This is a genomic window from Chromobacterium sp. LK1 (assembly GCF_001043555.1).
Taxonomy (GTDB): domain Bacteria; phylum Pseudomonadota; class Gammaproteobacteria; order Burkholderiales; family Chromobacteriaceae; genus Chromobacterium; species Chromobacterium aquaticum.
In genome coordinates, this window is record NZ_LDUI01000063.1 from 1 (window position 1) to 20,987 (window position 20,987).

Genomic DNA, 20,987 nt, shown 5'->3' on the forward strand with positions numbered 1-20,987 from the left:
CGCGGCTCTTTGTTATTCACGTCGCCAAAAACCGCCGGCTCGTCGTCGGCCGCGGCTTGCGGCTGCGGCGGGTAGGCGTCCGCCTCGTGCCAATTCAGATCCAGCTCCAGATCCAGTTCGGCCAGCATGGCCTGGCGTCCGGCTTGGCGCTGTCCGGAGCGGCTGCGCGCGTGGGCGCCACCTTTTTTCATGATGGGCGCGCAAGCGTGTGGGTTGCGCGGTTTGATCGTATGCATGGAATGCTCCTGTGCGTGGCGCCCGCTGGAAGAGCGGGCGGAAGACGGCGGCGTGGATGCCGCCGCGTGAATCAATTATGTACCATCAGGCTCGCCACCTTGGTGGTGATGATGTCCACCGCCGGATCGTTGGCGCCGTGCGGCAGGATCACGTCGGCGAAGCGCTTGGTCGGCTCGATGAACTGGTTGTGCATCGGGCGCACCGTGGTCAGGTATTGCTCGATCACGCTGTCGGTGGTGCGGCCGCGCTCGGTGATGTCGCGCTTGAGACGGCGGATGAAGCGCACGTCGGAATCGGTGTCGACGAAGATCTTCAAGGACATCATGTCGCGCAACGCGGCGTCGTACAGCGGGAACAGGCCTTCGATGACGATGACCGGCGCCGGCTGCACGGTGATGGTTTCCTCGGCGCGGGTGTGGTTGGCGAAGTCGTAGACCGGCATTTCGATGGCGCGGCCATTGCGCAGATCATCGATGTGCTCGATCAGCAGCGGCCAGTCGAAAGCCTGCGGGTGGTCGTAGTTGGTCGCCAGGCGCTGTTCGAAGGTCAGATGGCTCTGGTCGCGGTAGTAAAAGTCTTGAATGATCACAGCCGCCATCTCGGAGCCAATGGTTTCCAGAACTTGGTTGGTCACCGTGGTTTTGCCGCTGCCGCTGCCGCCTGCAACGCCGATGATGAACGGGGTGGTCATGAAACTATCCTTCTACGCGTAAAAAATATAAAAAAACGCGCCATTCTAATGAGTTATGGCGCGTCCTTCCACTCTAATTGCGACATTATCCGTTATGAAGCGCGCTGACCTTCCGCCTGAGCGGCGCGATACCACTCCCGCATCGCCGGCAAAGCCAGCAGGCGGTCGACATAAGCCTGCGATTGTTCTGGCAATTTGACGTTGTAAGTGTGGAAGCGGGTGGCGATGGGAGCGAAGAAGGCATCAACGATGCTGAAGCCGCCGAAGATGAATTCGCCGTCTGCCTGGTGACGCGGCAGATGCTCTTCCCACAGCGAGATGATGCGGGCGATGTCGAATTCCACCGCTGGCGTGCTCTGGTAATTGATGTGGCGCAGCGTCAGATTCATCGCCAGGTGTTCGCGTAGCGCGGAGAAGCCGGAATGGATTTCGGCGACGATGGAGCGGGCGACCGCGCGCAGTCCGGCGTCGTCCGGCCATAGCTTGGCGGCGGGAAAGCATTCCGCCAGGTATTCGCAGATCGCCAGCGAATCCCAGACCCGCAGCTTGCGGTCTATCAGCACCGGCACCTTGCCGGCCGGATTGGCGGCCAGGATGCGCGCCTTGGTGTCGGACAGGTAGAGATCGATCTGCTGCTCTTCAAACGGCTCGTCCAGCATTTTCAGCACCAGCCAGGGGCGCAAGGACCAGGATGAGTAGTTTTTATTGCCGATGATGAGGGTGAACATCCAGTGACTCCGTTCGGTTGGGGAGGCTGCCGACGGGCTGTCGCAGCCTGAACCCGATGATACCGCCATCGGCCTGGGTTTTCCTATGCGGATATCAAAGCTTGTGCGCGGCGTCGACTACACTGAGCTGTGGCGGCCGCCGGCGAGGATCGGCGCGGAGGGAAAACGGAGGCGGGCGATGAGGGGCATGGAAATCTGGCTGGGCGCGATGGCTTTCGGGCTGGCTGCCATGGTTGCGGCGCAGCCGCCGACGCAGGCGGAGCGCGCCGCCGCGACGCAGGCCACGGCCGAGCGGGCGGAGGCTTGCCGCGCCGCGCGGCCGTTTTACTGGGAAATCGGCGATGGCGGCGGATTACTGGCCAGCGGTGCCGTCGGCGCGGGCGCGCCGGGGCGGCAGACACGGCTGGCGCTCGCTTCCGCCTCCAAGTGGATTTACGCCGCCTATGTCGCGCAGCGGCGCCAGGGCCGCTTGAGCGAGTCCGATATCCGTTTGCTGAGTTTTCGCAGCGCCTATACCGGGCTGCGCGGCTGCGGCGCCTGGCAGACAGTGGCCAGCTGCATGAATAGCCGCATCAATGACTATGGGCGGCCGGATGCGGCGGGGGATGGCCGTTTTTTCTACAACGGCGGGCATATGCAGCGGCATGCGCTGGAAATGGGGCTGGGCGAGGATGGCAATGAGGCGTTGGCGGTTGAAGTCCGCAACGGCTTATCGGTGATGGGCGCCGACTGGGGCTTCGGCTATGCGCAGCCGCAGCCTGCAGGCGGCGGCGTGGGCAGCGCCGGCGATTATGCCCGTTTCCTGCAGGCCATCATCGCGGGGCGGCTTGCCATCCATGCCTTGCTGGGCGCGCACGCGGTATGCGCCAATCCACGCGCCTGCCCGCGGCAGGCGCTGCAGAGCCCGATACCGGAAAACGAGGTTTGGCATTATTCGATAGGCCACTGGGTGGAAGACGATCCCGGCAGCGGCGACGGCGCGTTCAGCAGTCCGGGCGCTTTCGGCTTCTATCCATGGATCAGCCGGGATAAAGCCCATTACGGCGTGCTGGCGCGCGAGGCGCACGCCGGCTGGCTGTCCCGTTCGGCGACGGACAAGCCCTATCTGCAATCGGCGGTTTGCGGTCGTGCCTTGCGCCAGGCCTGGAGCAGCGGCCAGGCGGTGCGTTAGGCGAACAAAAAGCCGCGCCCCGGGGGCGGCGGCTTTCCGTATCAGGCAAATGGTCTTGGCCTGTTTATTCCACTTCGTCGATCCAGGCTTGCTGTATCGCTTCCAGCACGCGTTCGCCGCCGCGGCTGTGATCATCGTCGAAGTCCGGCAGCGTGACCACCCAGTTGTGCAGATCGACGAAGCGCACGGTTTTGGGGTCGATCTCCGGATGGGTTTCCGCCAGTTCGATGGCGATGTCCAGCACGTCGGTCCATTTCATCTTGTGTTTCTCCTGAGCCTGAATTGCTGTCTCTTGAGTTTGATTTTTCTTATCAAGCGGCGATGCCGCGAAGCCAAGCCGCAGACAGTGCTATGGCACGGCAAGGCGACGGCGACAAAGGCAGTGCGCTTGAGAAGGAAAACTCAATGGTGTTCGCGGGCGTGGTTGATGGTGTAACGGGGGATTTCTATCACCAAATCCTCTTCCGCGACAATCGCCTGGCAGGACAGCCGGGATTGGGCTTCCAGCCCCCAGGCCTTGTCCAGCAGGTCTTCTTCCAGCTCGTCGGCTTCGTTCAGGGAGTTGCCGCCCTCGCGCACGATGCAATGGCAGGTGGTGCAGGCACAGGACATCTCGCAGGCGTGTTCCAGTTCGATATCGTGGTCCAGCAAGACCTGGCAGATGCTTTGGCCAGCTTCGGCGTTGTCGATGACCGCGCCTTCAGGGCAGAGGTCGGCGTGGGGCAGTACGATGATTCGCGGCATGGCGGATCCTTACAAATCAGAAATATTGTGGCCTTTGAGCGCGCGCCGGATATTGCGATCCATGCGCCGCGAGGCGAATTCTTCGGAGGCGCGGTTTAGGCGGCCGCTGGCTTCATTGACATCGCGCGCGGTCTGGGCCGCGGCGATGGCGGCATCGACCACGGCCAGCGCTTGATCCAGCGTGGCGCGCTCATCGGCGTCCAGCAGATCGCCATCGGCCGCCAGCGCCGCGCGACAGGCCTCGCTGAGGCTGGTGGCGTCGACGATGGCCTCGCGCAGTTTTCGCGCCTCGATGTCTTCATGCACATGGCTCATGGACTCGGTCAGCATGCGGCTGATTTCCTCGTCGCTGAGGCCATAAGAGGGCTTGACCTCGATGCGGGCTTCCACGCCGGAGGTCTGTTCGCGGGCGGACACTTCCAGCAGGCCATCGGCGTCCACCTGGAAGGTGATGCGGATGCGCGCGGCGCCGGCCACCATCGGCGGAATGCCGCGCAAGGTGAACTGGGCCAGTGAGCGGCAATCGCTCACCAGTTCGCGCTCGCCTTGCAGCACGTGGATGGACATCGCGGTCTGGCCGTCCTTGAAGGTGGTGAAATCCTGGGCGCGCGCCACTGGAATGGTGCTGTTGCGTGGAATGATCTTCTCGGTCAGTCCGCCCATGGTTTCAATGCCCAGCGACAGCGGAATCACGTCCAGCAGCAGCCATTCCTCATCGCCCTTGTTGCCGGCCAACACATTGGCCTGGATCGCCGCGCCCAGCGCGACGACCTTGTCCGGGTCCAGATTGGTCAGCGGCGGCTGGCCGAAAAAGTCGCCGACGGCTTTTTGCACTTGCGGCATGCGGGTGGCGCCGCCCACCATCACCACGCCCTTGACGTCTTCCGGCGCGACATCGGCGTCGCGCAATGCCTTGCGCACCGGCAGCAGGGTCTTGTCCACCAGGTTCTTGCTGATGCGGCGGAAGGTTTCCTGGTCCAGCGTCAGATCCAGCGTCAGCCCGTCGGACAGCAAGGCGGTGATCTGAGTTTCCGCGTGCTCGGTCAGCGCTTCCTTGGCCTCGCGGGCGCGGGTCAGCAGCAAGCGGGTGTCCTGGGCGCCAAGCCCGGAGAGGCCGGCTTGCTCCAGCACCCAGCAGTAGACGCGGTGATCGAAATCGTCGCCGCCCAGCGCGGAGTCGCCGCTGGTGGCCAGTACTTCGAACACGCCGCGGCTGAGCTTGAGAATCGATACGTCGAAGGTGCCGCCGCCCAGGTCGTAGACGATGTAAGTCCCTTCGCTGCCGTTGTCCAGCCCGTAGGCGATGGCGGCGGCGGTGGGTTCGTTCAGCAGGCGTAGCACGTTCAGCCCGGCCAGGCGCGCGGCGTCCTTGGTGGCCTGGCGCTGGGCGTCGTCGAAATAGGCCGGCACCGTGATCACCGCGCCGGTTAGATCGCCGCCCAGGCTGGCTTCGGCGCGCTGCTTCAGCGTGCGCAGAATGTCGGCAGAGATCTCGACCGGGCTCTTGACCCCGCCGCGGGTGACCAACTGCAGCATGCCGGGGGCGTCGACGAAGCGGTAGGGCAGGTTGCCGGCATCGGGCAGGTCGGCCAGGCCGCGACCCATGAAGCGCTTCACCGAGACGATGGTGTTGTGCGGGTCCTTGTTCTGCTCTTTCTGGGCTTCGTAGCCGACGCTGACATGACCTTCGTCGGCATAGCGCACCACCGAGGGCAAGAGGCTGCGGCCGTGCTCGTCCTTGAGCACGGAGGCGGAGCCGCTACGCACCGAGGCCACCAGCGAATTGGTGGTGCCCAGGTCTATCCCGACGGCGAGTCGGTGTTGGTGCGGAGCGGCGGAGAGTCCGGGTTCGGCGATTTGCAGTAAGGCCATATTCAGTTCAAGTCAGTAGGAGGTGAGCCGCTGGCAGCGGCAAGGTCCGGCGCGGCGCCGGCTCACGGGGAGCGGCGCGGGCGGCGGCCGTGGACTCAGCCGAGCAAGCCCTCGATCGCATCGCCGATTTCCTGGTCCAGCTTTTGCAAAAACCGCAATTTTCGCACCAGAAGCGCCGCCGCGTCCAAATCCGAGCGCTGATCCAGCGCTTGCTCGAGCTCGGCCTGATGTTCGCGGCTCTGGGCGCGCAGTTGGCGCGACAGCGTTTCCAGCGTCGCCAGATCGTCGGCATCGCGAGCGGCTTCGATGTTCTCGCGCCACTCCATCTGCGCCATCAGGAAGTCGGTGGGCATCTGGGTATTGGTGTCTTCCTGAGTGTCGACACCGGCGAGGGTCAGCAGATAACGGGCGCGGTTCAGCGGCGACTTCAGCGTTTGGTAGGCTTCATTCACCCGGGTCGCCTGCATCAGCGCGCTGCGCTTGTCGGCGTCGCTGCCGCTGGCGTAGCGGTCGGGATGGACCTGGGCCGCCGCGGTGCGCCAGGCTTGTTCCAGCGCCTGGCTATCGATGGCGAAGCGGCGCGGCAGGTCGAACAGGGAGAAGAAGTCTTGGCTGAAGTCGGTGCTCATAGGGGAAGGCCGGAAAGCTTAGCGTGCAGTGGAGCGGGGCGCGCGTTGGCGCGTCCCGCCCATCGGGATCAGACGTTGAAGCTTTCGCCGCAACCGCATTCGTTCTTGACGTTGGGATTGTTGAACTGAAAACCCTCGTTCAAACCTTCCTTGGCGTAATCCAGCTCGGTGCCGTCGATATAGGCCAGACTCTTGGCATCGGTGAACACGGTGACGCCATGGCTTTCAAAGGTCACGTCGTCATCGCTGGCCGCGTCGACGAACTCCAGCTTATAGGCCATGCCGGAGCAGCCGGAGGTCTTGACGCCCAAGCGGATGCCCAGGCCCTTGCCGCGTTTGGCGATGAAGGCGCTGACGTGCGCGGCGGCGCGTTCGGAAAGCGTGATAGCCATGATGTGTCCCCGCTGAATTATTTGCCGTGCTTCTGCTTGTAGTCGTTGACCGCGGCCTTGATCGCGTCCTCGGCCAGGATGGAGCAGTGAATCTTCACCGGCGGCAGCGCTAGCTCCTCGGCGATGGCGGTGTTCTTGATGTCCAGCGCTTCGTCCAGCGATTTGCCCTTGACCCACTCGGTCACCAGCGAGGAAGAGGCGATGGCGGAACCGCAGCCATAAGTCTTGAACTTGGCGTCCTGAATCACGCCGTCCTCGCCCACCTTGATTTGCAGCTTCATCACATCGCCACAGGCCGGCGCGCCCACCATGCCGGTGCCCACGCTGTCGTCGCCTTTTTCGAAAGAGCCCACGTTGCGCGGGTTTTCGTAGTGATCCATTACCTTGTCGCTGTATGCCATGATTATCTCCTTCAGTGCCGCGCCGGCAAGGCCGGCTCGGCGCTGGATATTGCCGTCGCCCTTAGTGGGCGGCCCATTGAACCGAATTCAGATCCACGCCGTCCTTGAACATTTCCCACAACGGAGACAGTTCGCGCAGCTTGCCGATCTTTTGGTTTAGCAGATTCACCGCGAAGTCGATTTCTTCCTCGGTGGTGAAGCGGCCCAGCGTGAAGCGGATCGAGCTGTGCGCCATTTCGTCGTTGCGGCCCAGCGCGCGCAGCACGTAGGACGGCTCCAGCGAAGCCGAGGTACAAGCCGAACCGCTGGACACGGCCAGTTCCTTGATCGCCATGATCAGGCTTTCGCCCTCGACGAAGTTGAAGCTGACATTGAGGTTGTGCGGCACGCGTTGGTCGATGTCGCCGTTGATGTAAACCTCTTCCATGTTCTTGATGCCGTTCCAGAGGCGGTCGCGCAGCATGCGGATGCGTTCGCGCTCGCTGTCCATCTCTTCGCGGGCGATGCGGAAGGCTTCGCCCATGCCGACGATCTGGTGAGTGGCCAGGGTGCCGGAGCGGAAGCCGCGCTCATGGCCGCCGCCGTGCATCTGCGCTTCCAGGCGCACGCGCGGCTTGCGGCGCACGTACAGGGCGCCGATGCCCTTGGGGCCGTATACCTTGTGGGCGGACAGGCTCAACAGGTCCACTTTCTGCTTTTCCATGTCGATGACCACCTTGCCCGGGGCCTGGGTGGCGTCGACGTGGAAGATCACGCCCTTGGCGCGGCAGATTTCGCCCAATTGCTCGATGTCCTGCACCACGCCGATTTCATTGTTGACGAACATTACCGAGGCGACGATGGTGTCCGGGCGGATCGCGGCCTTGAACTCTTCGATATCCAGCAGGCCGTCGTCCTTCACGCCGAGGTAGGTCACTTCGAAGCCCTGGCGTTCCAGCTCGCGCATGGTGTCCAGCACCGCCTTGTGCTCGGTCTTGACCGTGATCAGGTGCTTGCCCTTGCTCTTGTAGAAATGGGCGGCGCCCTTGATCGCCAGGTTGTCGGATTCGGTGGCGCCGGAGGTCCACACGATTTCCTTGGCATCGGCGTTGATCAGCTTGGCCACTTCAGCGCGCGCGTTCTCCACCGCTTCCTCCGCGTCCCAGCCGAAGCTGTGGCTGCGAGAGGCCGGGTTGCCGAATTGTTCGCACAGAAAGGGAATCATCTTGGCGGCAACGCGCGGGTCTACCGGCGTGGTGGCCGAGTAGTCGAGGTAGATAGGTAGCTTGAGCTGGCTCATTTATGTTCTCCACAGAAGAGGGGTCCGCGCCTACAGGGCGCCGGAGGCGGCAGAAGCGTGAACCACGCTGCATTCGCGCTTATCCTGCAATACAGTGTTTTCTTTGCCGTCCTTGGCTTTTTGCTGCTCCACCAGGCTGGCGAGGCTGACCTTGGACAGGTAGTCAAAAATGGTGACGTTCAGATTGGTCCACAAATCGTGGGTCATGCAGCGCTGATTGCCGCGACAGTTCTCGCGGCCGCCGCACTGGGTGGCGTCCACCGGTTCGTCCACGGCCGTGATGATGTCGGCCACGGAAATATCTATTGTCGTTTTGGCCAGGGTATAGCCGCCGCCGGGGCCGCGTACGCTGTCCACCAGTTCGGCGCGGCGCAGTTTGCCGAATAATTGTTCCAGGTAGGAGAGCGAGATGCCTTGGCGCTCGCTGATGCCGGCCAGCGTGACCGGGCCGCCGCTTTCGCGCAAGGCCAGGTCCAGCATCGCGGTGACGGCAAAGCGGCCTTTAGTGGTTAAACGCATGTCTCTGGTCTCCAAGAGTGGGGTTTTGGAGGGATGAATTCCTGATGCAGACGATTATACCTAATATCCGACTGTTTTAGTCAAGTATTATTGACGCTGGTCAAGGCGGGCACCGCGGAGGCGGCGTCGCGCAAAGCCGATCATTTTACTCGGTTTTTGCGGATTGGGGTACTGGCTTGCGCTGCGGGAGCCGCTGCATATGGCCTTCAGGGACGGCGGCCGGACGCGCTCCATGGCGGCGAATCCGCCGCAACGGCGCTGGTGGCGGGGTTTGCGCTTTTATTACTTTCAGATGAAGGGCTTGGTGTAGAATCCGGCGACGGAATGGTTTGCCTATGGGCAGACCGCGACAGGGCGCGTTTTGCGGCCGCGGCAGCGCGGCCGGCGCAGCTGGAGTCGCCACATAATTATTACACTTAAGATTAAGCCGCTAACAAAGTCTCACCGCGCTCCTGTGACAAGGGGCTCCGACGCGAACAGTCGGCGCAACGCGGGATCCGAGATTTGCTTGGCGGTTCTTACCCGGCTCACGGGGGCTAAAAGGACAATTCATGCACAAGGTCGTCATCAGCGGAACCGGCTTGTTCACGCCGCCGCACGCGGTCAGCAATCAGGAACTGGTCACAACGTTCAACGCGTTCGTGCAGGCTCACAATCAGCAGCACGCGGCACGCATCGCCGCCGGTGAAATGGAAGCGCTGGCCGAATCCAGCGCCGAGTTCATCGAAAAGGCTTCCGGCATCAAGCAACGCTTTCTGATGGATAAGTCCGGAGTATTGGACCCGGCCAGAATGGCGCCGCATCTGCCGGAGCGCGGCAACGACGAGTTGTCGATTCAGGCGGAAATGGCGGTGGCCGCAGCGCGCCAGGCGCTGGAGCGCGCCGGCAGCAGCGCCGCCGACATCGATATGGTCATCGTCGCCTGCTCCAATATGCAGCGGCCGTATCCGGCGGTGTCGATCGAGGTGCAGCAGGCGCTGGGCATCGATGGCTACGCCTTCGACATGAATGTGGCCTGCTCGTCGGCCACCTTCGGCATTCAGACCGCGGTCAACGCCATCGCCAGCGGCCAGGCGCGCGCGGTGCTGATGGTGAACCCGGAAATCTGTTCCGCCCACCTGAATTTCCGCGACCGCGACAGCCACTTCATTTTTGGTGACGCCTGTACCGCGGTGGTGCTGGAGCGGGCCGATGCGGCCAGTTCGGCGCAGCGTTACGAGGTGTTGGGCAGCAAGCTGGCCACGGTGTTCTCCAATAACATCCGCAATAATTTCGGGTTTCTCAATCGTTGCGACGAGAGCGGCATCGGCCAAGCGGACAAGCTGTTCGTGCAGCAGGGCCGCAAGGTATTCAAGGAAGTGTGTCCGATGGTGGGCGAGCATATCGCCGCGCACCTGGACGGCCTGGGCATCGCGCCGGCCGAGGTGGCGCGTTTCTGGCTGCACCAGGCCAATCTGGCGATGAACCAGCTGATCGCCCGGCGCGTGCTCGGCCGCGAGGCCGGCGATGTCGAGGCGCCGGTGATCCTGGACCGCTATGCCAACACCAGTTCCGCCGGTTCGATCATCGCATTCCATCTGCATTCTGACGACCTGCGCAGTGGCGATGTCGGTGTCATCTCTTCTTTCGGCGCGGGCTATTCGGTGGGCAGTGTTGTGCTGAGGAAAATCTGATAAGTCGGTAAAAATAGTCCTAGCGCGAAGGGCGCTTGGCAGAAAAAAGCAGAGGACGCTTGTCAAAAGCGTCCTCTCTGCATAATGTATCCCCCCATGGCGGGCATTGAACCCACCGATAAAGCAAGACCTACGAGTCTGTACAAGGGAAAGGAAATAATTATGAAAACTGTCAAGAAAGCGCTGTTGGCAGCCGGCCTGATCGCGGGGGCCGCGATGTCGGCCCAGGCCGCCGGCACTCTGGTGTACTGCTCGGAAGGCAGCCCGGCCGGTTTCGATCCGGGTCAATACACTACCGGCACCGACTTCGACGCGTCCGCCGAAACCGTATTCAACCGCCTGGTGCAATTCCAGCGCGGCGGCACCAAGGTTGTGCCGGCGCTGGCCGAGAAATGGGACGTGGCCGCCGATGGCCTGAGCTACACCTTCCATCTGCGCAAGGGCGTGAAGTTCCAGACTACCGACTATTTCAAGCCCAGCCGCGAGTTCAACGCAGATGACGTGGTGTTCACCTTCAGCCGCATGATCGACAAGAACCATCCGTTCCGCAAAGCCTACCCGACCGAATTCCCGTATTTCACCGACATGGGCCTGGACACCAATATCGTCAAGGTCGAGAAGGTGGACGCCAATACTGTCAAGTTCACGCTGAAGAGCCTGGACGCGGCCTTCCTGCAAAACCTGGCGATGAGCTTCGCCTCGGTGCAGTCCGCCGAGTACGCCGACAAGCTGCTCAAGGCCGGCAAGCCGCAGCTGATCAATCAGCAGCCGGTGGGCACCGGCCCGTTCATCTTCAAGCGCTACCAGAAAGACGCGCAGATCCGCTTCGCCGCCAACAAGGATTACTGGAACAAGGCGGATGGCGCGAAAGTGGACAATCTGGTGTTCGCCATCACCACCGACGCCTCGGTGCGTTATCAAAAACTGAAGGCCGGCGAGTGTCAGATCACCGTCAATCCGCGGCCGACCGATATCGCGGCGATGAAGGCCGATTCCAAGCTGGCGGTGATTGCCCAGCCGGGCTTCAACCTGGGCTACCTGGCCTACAACGTCAAGCACAAGCCGCTGGAAAAGCTGGAAGTGCGCCAGGCGCTGGATATGGCGATCAACAAGAAAGCCATCATCGACGCGGTGTACCAAGGCGCCGGCCAGCCGGCCACCAACCCGATGCCGCCGACCCAATGGTCGTATAACAAGAGCCTGAAGGACGTGCCCTACGATGCCGCCAAGGCCAAGGCCTTGCTGGCCAAGGCCGGTTATCCCAACGGCTTCGAGCTGAGCCTGTGGGCGATGCCGGTGCAGCGTCCGTACAACCCCAACGCCAAGCTGATGGCGGAAATGGTGCAGGCGGACTGGGCCAAGATCGGCGTCAAGGCCAAGATCACCTCCTACGAATGGGGCGAGTACATCAAGCGCGCCAAGGCGGGCGAGCATGATTCCATGCTGATCGGCTGGACTGGCGACAACGGCGACCCGGACAACTGGCTGGGCGTGCTGTTCGGCTGCGACGCGATGAACGGCAACAACTTCTCCAAGTGGTGCTACAAGCCGTTTGAGGACCTGATCCAGAAAGGCAAGCGCACTTCCAATGTGGCGGAGCGCACCAAGCTGTACATGAAGGCTCAGGAAATCGTCAAACAGCAAGTGCCGATGACCACGATCGCCCACTCCACCGTGAATCAGCCGATGCTGAAATCGGTGCAAGGCTTCAAGGTCAGCCCGTTTGGCCTGAACTCCTTCTACGGTGTCAGCGTCAAGTAAGCCGCCCCCTCATGCAAGCAGCGACATCGGGGGCTTAGCCCCCGATGTTTTGACTAAGTTCGGCGAATGGAACTCCTGATGCGGGCCTGTCCCGCCTGCCGCGTCGCGGCCGGCGCCGGCGCGTCTTGCCTCAGCGCAGAAACTGGGTTCTATTAGCCATTACAAGCCTTGGGTTTCCAGCCGCACGCAGAGGCGGCGGGCCCGATGGCGGTGGAACGTCTACAGGGTGGTCTTCAGAGGGTAGTCAGTCACAGCGTGGAGAGGCTGTGCGTCCGGCTTGACCTGGGTCAAGCTCATCTGCGGCGACGAGTGCTATCTTGCACTTGCCGTAGCGGTGGCGCAGCTGATGTGGGTGGGTGGTTCAGTTGCATGCCATCGCTTCGGCGCTCTTCCTGCTGTTTTCCTTGCTTCTTCTCCGTTTATCCCCGGTAACGTCTCCCAAAACGCAATAGGGTCGTCGCGCGCCGTTGCATCGTCATGGCGTCGTCAGCCCTGGGTCTCAAAGTTGAGTATTGCGCCCAGTCGCCCATCGGGGCCGGCGCAAGGGAGAAGTTCTCATGTTTTCCTTTATTCTGCGAAGGCTGGGCCTGTTGGTGCCCACCTTCTTTGGCATCACGCTGCTGACTTTCGGCCTGATCCGCATGATCCCGGGGGATCCGGTCGAGGTGATGGTGGGCGAGCGCGCGCTCGACCCGCAAATGCACGCCGAGGCCCTGCACCGCCTCGGCCTGGACAAGCCGCTGTATGCTCAGTACCTCGATTACGTGGTCAATCTGCTGCATGGCGACCTGGGCGAATCGCTGGTCACCAAGACCGGGGTCTGGACCGAGTTCAAGACCCTGTTCCCGGCCACGCTGGAACTGGCCATCGCCGCGCTGATCTTCGCCACCGTGCTGGGCCTGCTGGCCGGCGTCATCGCCGCGATCAAGCGCGGTTCGCTGTTCGATCACGGCGTGATGGGCATCTCGCTCACCGGTTTTTCCATGCCCATCTTCTGGTGGGGCCTGATCCTGATCATGTTCTTCTCGGTCAAGCTGGGCTGGACCCCGGTGTCCGGCCGCGTTGACCTGAGTTTCGACATCCATCCGCAAACCGGCTTCATGCTGATTGATTCCTGGCTGGCGGAAGCCGCCGATCCGGAAGCCAATGCCGGCGCCTTCAAGAACGCGCTGATGCATTTGATTCTGCCCGCCATCGTGCTGGGCACCATCCCGCTGGCGGTGATCGCGCGGATGACGCGCTCGTCGATGCTGGAAGTGCTGCGCGAGGACTATGTACGCACCGCGCGCGCCAAGGGCTTGTCGCCGGCGCGGGTGATCTTCATCCATACCCTGCGCAACGCGCTGATCCCGGTGCTGACCGTGATCGGCTTGCAAGTGGGCACGCTGATGGGCGGCGCGGTCTTGACCGAAACCATCTTCTCCTGGCCGGGCATAGGCAAATGGCTGATCGACGCCATCAGCCGCCGCGATTATCCGGTGGTGCAGAACGGCATCCTGATGGTGGCCACGATGGTGATCGTCACCAACTTCGTCGTCGACATCCTGTACGGCATCGCCAATCCGCGCATCCGTCACGCCAAGTAACAGCTAGTAGGTGGATCTTATGACTCAGAATACGCAAGCCAACGCCGGCCAGGATCTGGCGTTGGCCTACCCCTCGCCGCTGAAGGAGTTCTGGCAGGGCTTTTCCCACAACAAGGGCGCGGTGGCCGGCCTGATCTTCATGCTGATCGTCACCACCTGTGCGCTGCTGGCGCCGCTGGTGGCCCCCTATAGCCCGATCGAGCAATACCGCGATCATCTGCTGACGCCGCCGGCCTGGGTGGATGGCGGCTCTATGCAATTCCTGTTCGGCACCGACGAATTGGGCCGCGACATCCTGTCGCGACTGATCCACGGCGCGCGGCTATCGCTGTTCATCGGCCTGTGCTCGGTGGTGATGGCCTTGCTGCCGGGCGTGGTGCTCGGCCTGTTGGCCGCCTTCTTTCCCAAGGCGCTGGGCAGCGCGATCATGCGCTTGATGGACATCATGATGGCCTTGCCCTCCTTGCTGCTGGCGGTGGCCATCATGGCCATTCTCGGGCCGGGTCTGATGAACGCGATGATAGCCATCGCCACCGTGGCCTTGCCCGCCTATGTGCGCTTGACCCGCGCATCGGCGATGACCGAGTTGAACCGCGACTATGTGACCGCCTCGCGCGTGGCCGGCGCCGGCCTGCCGCGGCTGATGTTCGTCACCGTGCTGCCCAACTGCATGGCGCCGCTGATCGTGCACGCGACCATGAGTTTCTCCTCGGCCATCCTGGAAATCGCCGCGCTGGGCTTCCTCGGCCTGGGCGTGCAGCCGCCGACCCCGGAATGGGGCACCATGCTGGCCTCGGCCCGCGATTACATAGAAAGCGCCTGGTGGGTGGTGACGCTGCCCGGCCTGACCATTCTGCTGTCGGTACTCGCCATCAATCTGATGGGCGACGGGCTGCGCGACGCGCTGGACCCGAAACTGAAGCGCGCCGCTTGAGGGGATAGACATGAGTTTGCTGCAAATCAAGAACCTCTCGGTGGAGTTTGGTTCGGAAAAGAATCCCTTCCGCGCGGTGGAAGGGCTGGATCTGACTGTGGACCAGGGCGAGATCGTCGGCATCGTCGGCGAGTCCGGCTCCGGCAAGTCGGTCACCATGATGGCGATGATGGGGCTGCTGGAAGGCCAGGGCCGCATCGTTGCCGATGAACTGAGCTTCGACGGCAAGAACCTGCTGACCATTTCCGCGCGCGAGCGCCGCAAGATCGTCGGCAAGGACATCGCGATGATCTTCCAGGACCCGATGACCTCGCTGAATCCCAGCTACACCGTCGGCTACCAGATCATGGAAGTGCTGAAGCTGCATCAGGGCCTGCGCGGCGCGGCGTTGAAGCGGCGCGCGCTGGAATTGATGGAACTGGTGGAGATTCCGGCGCCGGCCTCGCGGCTGGACGCCTATCCGCATCAGTTGTCCGGCGGCATGAGTCAGCGCGTGGTGATCGCGATGGCCATCGCCTGTAATCCCAAGCTCTTGATCGCGGACGAGCCGACCACGGCCTTGGACGTGACCATCCAGGCCCAGATCATGGAACTGCTGGTGTCCTTGCAGAAGAGCCAGAACATGGCGCTGATCATGATCACTCACGATCTGGCGGTGGTGGCCGAGGTGGCGCACCGGCTGGCGGTGATGTACGCCGGCCAGGTGGCGGAGATGGGCGCGGTGCCCGGCGTGTTCAATCATCCGGCCCATCCGTATACCGAGGCGCTGCTGTCGTCGATTCCGGAGCACAGCAAAGGCGCGCATCGCCTCAACACCTTGCCCGGCATCGTGCCGGGACAGTACGACCGCCCCAGCGGCTGCCTGTTGTCGCCGCGTTGTCCCTATGTCAAGGACAACTGCCGGACCCAGCGTCCGGGATTGACCCCCGTGGAAGGCGGCGTCGTGCGCTGCCACTACCCATTGCCGGATCAGGAGGCGAAATGAGCACCGTACTGCAAGCGCGGGATCTGACCCGTTATTACGATGTGTCGCAGGGCTTTCTCAAGCCTTCGGCGCAAGTCAAGGCGCTCAATGGCGTTTCCTTCGAACTGCAGGCCGGCAAGACGCTGGCGGTGGTCGGCGAATCCGGTTGCGGCAAGAGCACGCTGGCGCGGCAGTTGACGCTGATCGAGGCGCCGACTTCCGGTTCGTTGTTATTGGATGGCCAGGACGCGGCAACCGCCGGCAAGGCCGAGCTGAAGGCGATGCGCACCAAGGTGCAGATGGTGTTCCAGAACCCCTACGCCTCGCTGAACCCGCGTCAGAAGATAGGCAGCCAGCTGGCCGAGCCCCTGCAGATCAATACCGCCTTGAGCGCCAGGGAGCGCGAGGAGAAAGTGCGCGGCATGATGCAGCGCGTCGGCCTGCGGCCGGAGCACTACTTCCGTTATCCGCACATGTTCTCCGGCGGCCAGCGCCAGCGCATCGCCATCGCCCGCGCGATGATGCTGAATCCCAGAATCGTGGTGGCCGATGAGCCGACCTCGGCGCTGGACGTGTCGATCCAGGCCCAGGTGCTCAATCTGTTCATGGATCTGCAGGACGAGTTCAAGACCGCCTATGTGTTCATTTCCCACAATCTGTCGGTGGTTGAACATGTGGCCGACGACCTGATGGTGATGTATCTGGGGCGCGCGGTGGAGGTGGGAGAAAAGAACCGCGTTTACGAGCGACCGCTGCATCCCTATACCCAGGCGCTGCTGTCGGCGACGCCATCCATCCATCCGGAACAGCGCCGCATCAAGATCAAGATCGAGGGCGAATTGCCCAGCCCGCTGAAGCCGCCTAGCGGTTGCGCCTTCCACAAGCGCTGCCCGCATGCGCAGGAACGCTGCATGCAGGAGGTGCCGGAGTTGCGCGAGCTGGATCAGCGCATGATTGCCTGCCACCGGGCGGAAGAAATCAACGTCTGAGCCTATTGTGGCCCAGCCAGCGGAGTCGCGTTAGCGGCTCTGCTTTTTTTTGGCGCGGCATTGTCGATAATCAGAGGAATGGACAGATTCTGCCGTGGATAGTCGCGACAGAGGCAAAACATTTTGCGCAACGCACAAAAATTGCTTTACCCACCCCCAACGACCACGATACATTCGCCATGGCACACACAGTCAAAGGAAAACGAGAATTGAAGCGAGCCGTGTATGCGGGCAGCTTTGACCCGGTGACCAATGGTCATCTCTGGATGATTCGCGAAGCGGTGGAACTGTTTGACGAATTGATCGTGGCGGTCGGAGTGAACCCGGAAAAACACTGTACCTTCAGCGTCGAGGAAAGGGTGGGCTTGCTGCGTTCGGTTACCGGCGGTTTCAGCAAGCTGCGCGTGGATGTGTTCGAGAATCAGTTTCTGGTCAACTATGCGCAGAGCATAGGCGCCAACTACATCATCCGCGGCATCCGCACCGCCAGCGACTATGAGTACGAGCGCACCATGCGCTATATCAACTCCGACCTGCACCCGGACATCACCACCATCTTCCTGCTGCCGCCGCGCGAATACGCCGAGGTGTCGTCGACGATGGTCAAGGGCCTGGTGGGACCGCGCGGCTGGGAGAGCGTGATTCGCCAGTACCTGCCGGAGCCGGTTTACCGCAAGCTGATCGAGATGTATTCGTCCGAATAGCGGTGCTTGTAATAGAATCGGACATTCGTCAGCGCGCCGCCTGCAGTCAGCGGCGCGTTTGTTTTTCGTCACTCCACCGTTGAAATCGAGGACCCATGCTGGATGTCAGCCCATTCGCCAATCGCCTGGCCAAGAACTACAAGCACCACGCCAAATGGGCGCGCCGCCAGGGCTTGGATGCCTGGCGCGTCTACGACAAGGATGTGCCGCAGTTCCCGTTCGCGGTGGACCTGTACGGCGAGCGTGTTCATTTGCAGGAATACGATACCGGCTGGGAGATGGAAGACGACGCCTACCGCGACTGGATCAACGCGGTGGTGGACAGCCTGTGCGCTGTGACCGGCGCGGCGCCGGCAGCGGTGACGCTGAAGAACCGCCGCCGCCAGAAGGGCGTCAGCCAGTATGAGAAAGTGGGGCAATTGGGCGACGATTTCATCATTAATGAATTCGGCCAGCGCTTCATCGTCAATCTGGACGCTTACCTGGACACCGGTCTGTTCCTGGACCACCGCAATACCCGCAAGCGGGTGCGGGAAGAGGCCGCCGGCAAGCGCTTTCTCAATCTGTTCGCCTATACCGGCAGCTTCACCGTCTATGCCGCCTGCGGCGGCGCGGCCAGTTCGGAGACGGTGGACATGTCCAATACCTATCAGGATTGGTCGCGCCGCAACTTCGAACTCAACGGCCTGGACCTGGCCCGGCATCAATTGGTGCGCGCCGACGTGTTCCAGTACCTGGAAGACGCGGTGGATGGCGGCAAGCAGTTCGACCTGATCGTGATGGACCCGCCCACCTTCTCCAACTCCAAGAAGATGCGCGACATCCTGGACGTGCAGCGCGACCATGTCTGGCTGATCGATTACGCGATGGCGCTGCTGGCGCCGGGCGGCACCTTGTACTTTTCCAATAATCTGCGCAGCTTCAAGTTGGACGAGAGATTGGCCGAAGACTACGTGATCCGCGACATCAGCGCGCAATCGGTGCCGGACGACTTCCGCAACCGCGCCATCCACCAGTGTTGGCAGATTCAGCGCAGCTAGCGTTTCCAATCCTATATATAAGGCTTCTGTTAATTAGAGGCCGAACTTTATCGCCGGGTTTCCTATCGTATTGCAGGGCGCGACAAGATTTTGACGCATGCTAGTCTGAATCAAGCGCGTGCCTTCGCTCATCAATAATATGGAGACCCGATGATCCAACTCGATTTCTACGGCACCTTGGTGGCCGCGTCGCTGGTATTGCTGCTCGGGCGCAAACTGGTGGCGCATGTCGCTCTACTGCGCACCTATAATATCCCCGAGCCGGTGGTCGGCGGCCTGCTGATCGCGGCGCTGTTGCTGCTGTTCCGTCAATTCACCGGCAGCGAAGTCCGCTTCGATGCCTCGCTGCAAACTCCGTTGATGCTGGCCTTCTTCGCCTCCATCGGCCTCAACGCCAATCTGAAAAGCCTGCGTCAGGGCGGCAAGACCGTCGGAGTCTTCCTGGCGGTGGTGGTCGGCCTGCTGCTGGTGCAGAACACCCTTGGCATCGCCTTGGCCAGCCTGCTGGGCCTGGATCCGTTGATGGGCTTGCTGGCCGGCTCCATCACCTTGTCCGGCGGTCATGGCACCGGCGCCGCCTGGGGCGGCACCTTTACTTCCAAATACGGACTGGCCTCGGCGTCGGAATTGGCGCTGGCCTGCGCCACCTTCGGCCTGGTGCTGGGCGGCTTGATCGGTGGCCCGGTGGCGCGCTTCCTGGTCAAGAAAGTCAAAACCCCGGGCGCCGAGCACAATGCCGACGATCCGCCGCTGGCTTTCGAACAGCCGGATGCCCAGCGATTGATCACGCCGCACTCCTTCATCGAAACCCTGGCGCTGATCGCCGTCTGCCTGCTGGGCGGCACTTTCATCGGCGGCCTGCTCAAGGGCACGCCGCTGGAACTGCCCACTTTCGTTTGCGTATTGTTCGTTGGCGTGCTGATCAGCAATGGCTTGGCGGCACTAGGCTGGTACCAGATCTTCGAGCGAGAAGTGTCGGTGCTCGGCAATGTCAGCCTGTCGCTATTCCTGGCGCTGGCGCTGATGTCGCTGCGCTTGTGGGACCTGGCGGCGTTGGCGCTGCCCATCTTTGTGCTGCTGCTGGCGCAGACCGCTGCGATGGCGCTGTACGCGATCTTCATTACCTTCCGGGTGATGGGGCGTAATTACGATGCTGCGGTATTGGCCGCTGGCCATTGTGGTTTCGGTCTCGGAGCCACGCCCACCGCCATTGCCAATATGCAGGCGGTGACCGAGCGCTTCGGCCCATCGCATCTGGCTTTCCTGGTGGTGCCCATGGTCGGGGCCTTCTTCATCGACATCGTCAACGCCATCGTGATCAAGCTATATCTGGCCCTGCCCTTTATTGGCTGAGCTTGTGGAGCAAGGCCGTCGCTATTGGCGGGATTGATAAATTCAACCAGGCGACAGTCTTGCAATGCCGCAGTTGCATACCTATCTTTGCTGCAACAGCCCGCCGGTGGCGGGCGCTCCAGACAGCGAAGGACAACTTATGGCTTACATCAACCTCAATGCCGACAACTTCAACGCCAATATGAAAGAGGAAGGCCTGGTCATCCTGGATTTCTGGGCGCCGTGGTGCGGACCGTGCAAAATGTTCGGCCCCACCTTTGAAGCCGCATCGGAAAAACACGCCGACATCGTGTTCGGCAAGATCAATACCGAAGACGAGCGCGACCTGGCGGCACACTTCAATATCCGTTCCATCCCGACGCTGATCGCGATCAAGGACGGCATCATGGTGTTCAACCAGGCCGGCGCGATGATGGCGGCGCAGTTCGAGCAATTGATCCAGGGGCTGCGTGAGCTCGACATGGACAAGGTACGGGCCGATATCGCCAGCCAGCAGGAATGACAGCAGCCGCCAGGAGGCGGAAGCGGCGACAATAGATAAGGCAATGTCCTAGGCATTGCCTTATTATCTTATGTGGCCATCAAGCATGACGAAGCCGAGGAGGGCGAGATGAAAAGATTGGGCATACTCTTGATGTTTTGCGGCCAGGCGGCCATGGCGGCGTGTCCAGCTCTGCTGAACTACACCGTGCCGGGTCTGATGGGGGGCGAGATCAAGCTGTGCGACTATGCCGATCGCCCGCTGCTGGTCGTCAATACCGCCAGTCACTGCGGATTCACCCCGCAATTCAAGCAACTGCAAGCGCTGTACCAGGACTATGGCGCGCGAGGCCTGATGGTGGTGGGTTTCCCCAGCAATGACTTCTTCCAGGAGTTGGACAGCAACAGCGAGATCGGCGCCTACTGTGAAGCCAATTACGGCGTGACCTTCCCGATGGCGAGCAAGGGGCATGTGCGCGGCAAGGACGCGCAGCCCTTTTTCAAGGGGCTGATCCAGGCCACCGACGACGCGCCGACCTGGAACTTCCACAAATACCTGATCCTGCCAGGGGCCAGCAAGGTGATCAGCATAGGCACGCGCACCAAGCCGGACGATCCCGAGGTGGTCAAGGCCTTCCTCCCCTTCCTGAAGCCGGAAGTGAGCACGAAAAACTGAGTAAACGCGGATTTCAGCACGGGCCGGAGTCTATCTCCGGCCCGTTTTGTTTGGTCTTTTGCGGGGGTGACGGGGTATTATCAAATACCCTCGGTGGATATCCGTCGCCGTATCAATGGCTTAGGGCGCATGGGCCGGTTTTATTGCGGTTTTTGTGGTGAAAG

The 20,987-nt window shown here is 61.9% G+C and carries 23 protein-coding genes; 12 read left to right on the forward strand and 11 right to left on the reverse strand.

Annotated features, from left to right (window positions below; genetic code table 11):
* From VI26_RS22225 to VI26_RS22235, 3 genes are all read right to left on the reverse strand, one after another.
* A partial coding sequence (locus VI26_RS22225) for a hypothetical protein (protein WP_048411937.1) occupies positions 1-236 on the reverse strand: 236 nt, incomplete at its 3' end.
* A 71-nt stretch (positions 237-307) separates the two neighbouring features.
* Positions 308-928: a uridine kinase gene (udk, locus tag VI26_RS22230; protein WP_048411938.1), complete on the reverse strand. Its 621-nt coding sequence runs from the start codon at positions 926-928 to the stop codon at positions 308-310.
* 92 nt (positions 929-1,020) lie between these two features.
* Positions 1,021-1,656 carry a glutathione S-transferase family protein gene (locus tag VI26_RS22235; RefSeq protein ID WP_048411939.1) on the reverse strand — a complete coding sequence of 212 codons (636 nt, stop codon included), beginning with the start codon at positions 1,654-1,656 and terminating at the stop codon, positions 1,021-1,023.
* A gap of 178 nt (positions 1,657-1,834) precedes the next feature.
* On the opposite strand from VI26_RS22235, the gene VI26_RS22240 reads away from it, so the two are divergent.
* Entirely contained in the window at positions 1,835-2,827 is a 993-nt protein-coding gene (locus tag VI26_RS22240; protein WP_156184003.1) for a hypothetical protein, read from the forward strand.
* 64 nt (positions 2,828-2,891) lie between these two features.
* Here VI26_RS22240 and iscX read toward each other — a convergent pair whose 3' ends face one another.
* From iscX to iscR, 8 genes are all read right to left on the reverse strand, one after another.
* Complete coding sequence (gene iscX, locus VI26_RS22245) at positions 2,892-3,086, reverse strand: Fe-S cluster assembly protein IscX (RefSeq protein WP_048411941.1); 195 nt, start codon at positions 3,084-3,086, stop codon at positions 2,892-2,894.
* A 143-nt stretch (positions 3,087-3,229) separates the two neighbouring features.
* Positions 3,230-3,571, reverse strand: coding sequence for an ISC system 2Fe-2S type ferredoxin (gene fdx / locus VI26_RS22250; protein ID WP_048411942.1), 342 nt, complete (start codon positions 3,569-3,571; stop codon positions 3,230-3,232).
* Positions 3,572-3,580: 9 nt separating this feature from the next.
* Positions 3,581-5,443 carry a Fe-S protein assembly chaperone HscA gene (gene hscA / locus VI26_RS22255; protein WP_048411943.1) on the reverse strand — a complete coding sequence of 621 codons (1,863 nt, stop codon included), beginning with the start codon at positions 5,441-5,443 and terminating at the stop codon, positions 3,581-3,583.
* A 95-nt stretch (positions 5,444-5,538) separates the two neighbouring features.
* Positions 5,539-6,072 carry a Fe-S protein assembly co-chaperone HscB gene (hscB, locus tag VI26_RS22260; protein WP_048411944.1) on the reverse strand — a complete coding sequence of 178 codons (534 nt, stop codon included), beginning with the start codon at positions 6,070-6,072 and terminating at the stop codon, positions 5,539-5,541.
* 68 nt (positions 6,073-6,140) lie between these two features.
* On the reverse strand, positions 6,141-6,464 hold the full coding sequence (gene iscA / locus VI26_RS22265; RefSeq protein ID WP_048411945.1) for an iron-sulfur cluster assembly protein IscA: 324 nt from the start codon (positions 6,462-6,464) through the stop codon (positions 6,141-6,143).
* A 17-nt stretch (positions 6,465-6,481) separates the two neighbouring features.
* On the reverse strand, positions 6,482-6,865 hold the full coding sequence (gene iscU, locus VI26_RS22270; protein WP_048411946.1) for a Fe-S cluster assembly scaffold IscU: 384 nt from the start codon (positions 6,863-6,865) through the stop codon (positions 6,482-6,484).
* Between the two features lie 61 nt (positions 6,866-6,926).
* The gene (locus VI26_RS22275; protein ID WP_048411947.1) at positions 6,927-8,144 is read right to left on the reverse strand and encodes an IscS subfamily cysteine desulfurase; all 1,218 of its coding nucleotides are present in this window, start codon (positions 8,142-8,144) and stop codon (positions 6,927-6,929) included.
* A 30-nt stretch (positions 8,145-8,174) separates the two neighbouring features.
* On the reverse strand, positions 8,175-8,663 hold the full coding sequence (gene iscR, locus VI26_RS22280) for a Fe-S cluster assembly transcriptional regulator IscR (protein ID WP_048411948.1): 489 nt from the start codon (positions 8,661-8,663) through the stop codon (positions 8,175-8,177).
* Between the two features lie 551 nt (positions 8,664-9,214).
* Here iscR and VI26_RS22285 point away from each other — a divergent pair.
* From VI26_RS22285 to VI26_RS22335, 11 genes are all read left to right on the forward strand, one after another.
* A complete protein-coding gene (locus VI26_RS22285) occupies positions 9,215-10,336 on the forward strand; it encodes a beta-ketoacyl-ACP synthase III (protein ID WP_048411949.1) in 1,122 nt (373 codons plus the stop codon).
* Positions 10,337-10,498: 162 nt separating this feature from the next.
* Positions 10,499-12,097 (forward strand): ABC transporter substrate-binding protein, encoded by a 1,599-nt coding sequence (locus VI26_RS22290; RefSeq protein ID WP_048411950.1) that lies wholly within the window; start codon positions 10,499-10,501, stop codon positions 12,095-12,097.
* A gap of 557 nt (positions 12,098-12,654) precedes the next feature.
* Entirely contained in the window at positions 12,655-13,683 is a 1,029-nt protein-coding gene (locus tag VI26_RS22295; RefSeq protein ID WP_048411951.1) for an ABC transporter permease subunit, read from the forward strand.
* A 19-nt stretch (positions 13,684-13,702) separates the two neighbouring features.
* A complete protein-coding gene (locus tag VI26_RS22300; RefSeq protein WP_048411952.1) occupies positions 13,703-14,617 on the forward strand; it encodes an ABC transporter permease subunit in 915 nt (304 codons plus the stop codon).
* A 10-nt stretch (positions 14,618-14,627) separates the two neighbouring features.
* The gene (locus VI26_RS22305) at positions 14,628-15,602 is read left to right on the forward strand and encodes an ABC transporter ATP-binding protein (RefSeq protein ID WP_048411953.1); all 975 of its coding nucleotides are present in this window, start codon (positions 14,628-14,630) and stop codon (positions 15,600-15,602) included.
* Entirely contained in the window at positions 15,599-16,570 is a 972-nt protein-coding gene (locus tag VI26_RS22310; protein WP_048411954.1) for a peptide ABC transporter ATP-binding protein, read from the forward strand. Before VI26_RS22305 ends, VI26_RS22310 begins: the two co-directional genes overlap by 4 nt.
* 179 nt (positions 16,571-16,749) lie before the next feature.
* On the forward strand, positions 16,750-17,274 hold the full coding sequence (coaD, locus tag VI26_RS22315; RefSeq protein WP_048411955.1) for a pantetheine-phosphate adenylyltransferase: 525 nt from the start codon (positions 16,750-16,752) through the stop codon (positions 17,272-17,274).
* A gap of 95 nt (positions 17,275-17,369) precedes the next feature.
* Positions 17,370-18,314 (forward strand): class I SAM-dependent methyltransferase, encoded by a 945-nt coding sequence (locus VI26_RS22320; protein WP_048411956.1) that lies wholly within the window; start codon positions 17,370-17,372, stop codon positions 18,312-18,314.
* Positions 18,315-18,464: 150 nt separating this feature from the next.
* Positions 18,465-19,667 (forward strand): sodium/glutamate symporter, encoded by a 1,203-nt coding sequence (gene gltS, locus VI26_RS22325; RefSeq protein WP_048411957.1) that lies wholly within the window; start codon positions 18,465-18,467, stop codon positions 19,665-19,667.
* 139 nt (positions 19,668-19,806) lie between these two features.
* Positions 19,807-20,169 carry a thioredoxin gene (trxA, locus tag VI26_RS22330; RefSeq protein ID WP_048411958.1) on the forward strand — a complete coding sequence of 121 codons (363 nt, stop codon included), beginning with the start codon at positions 19,807-19,809 and terminating at the stop codon, positions 20,167-20,169.
* A gap of 108 nt (positions 20,170-20,277) precedes the next feature.
* Positions 20,278-20,823, forward strand: coding sequence for a glutathione peroxidase (locus tag VI26_RS22335; RefSeq protein ID WP_048411959.1), 546 nt, complete (start codon positions 20,278-20,280; stop codon positions 20,821-20,823).
* The last annotated feature ends 164 nt before the right edge of the window (positions 20,824-20,987 follow it).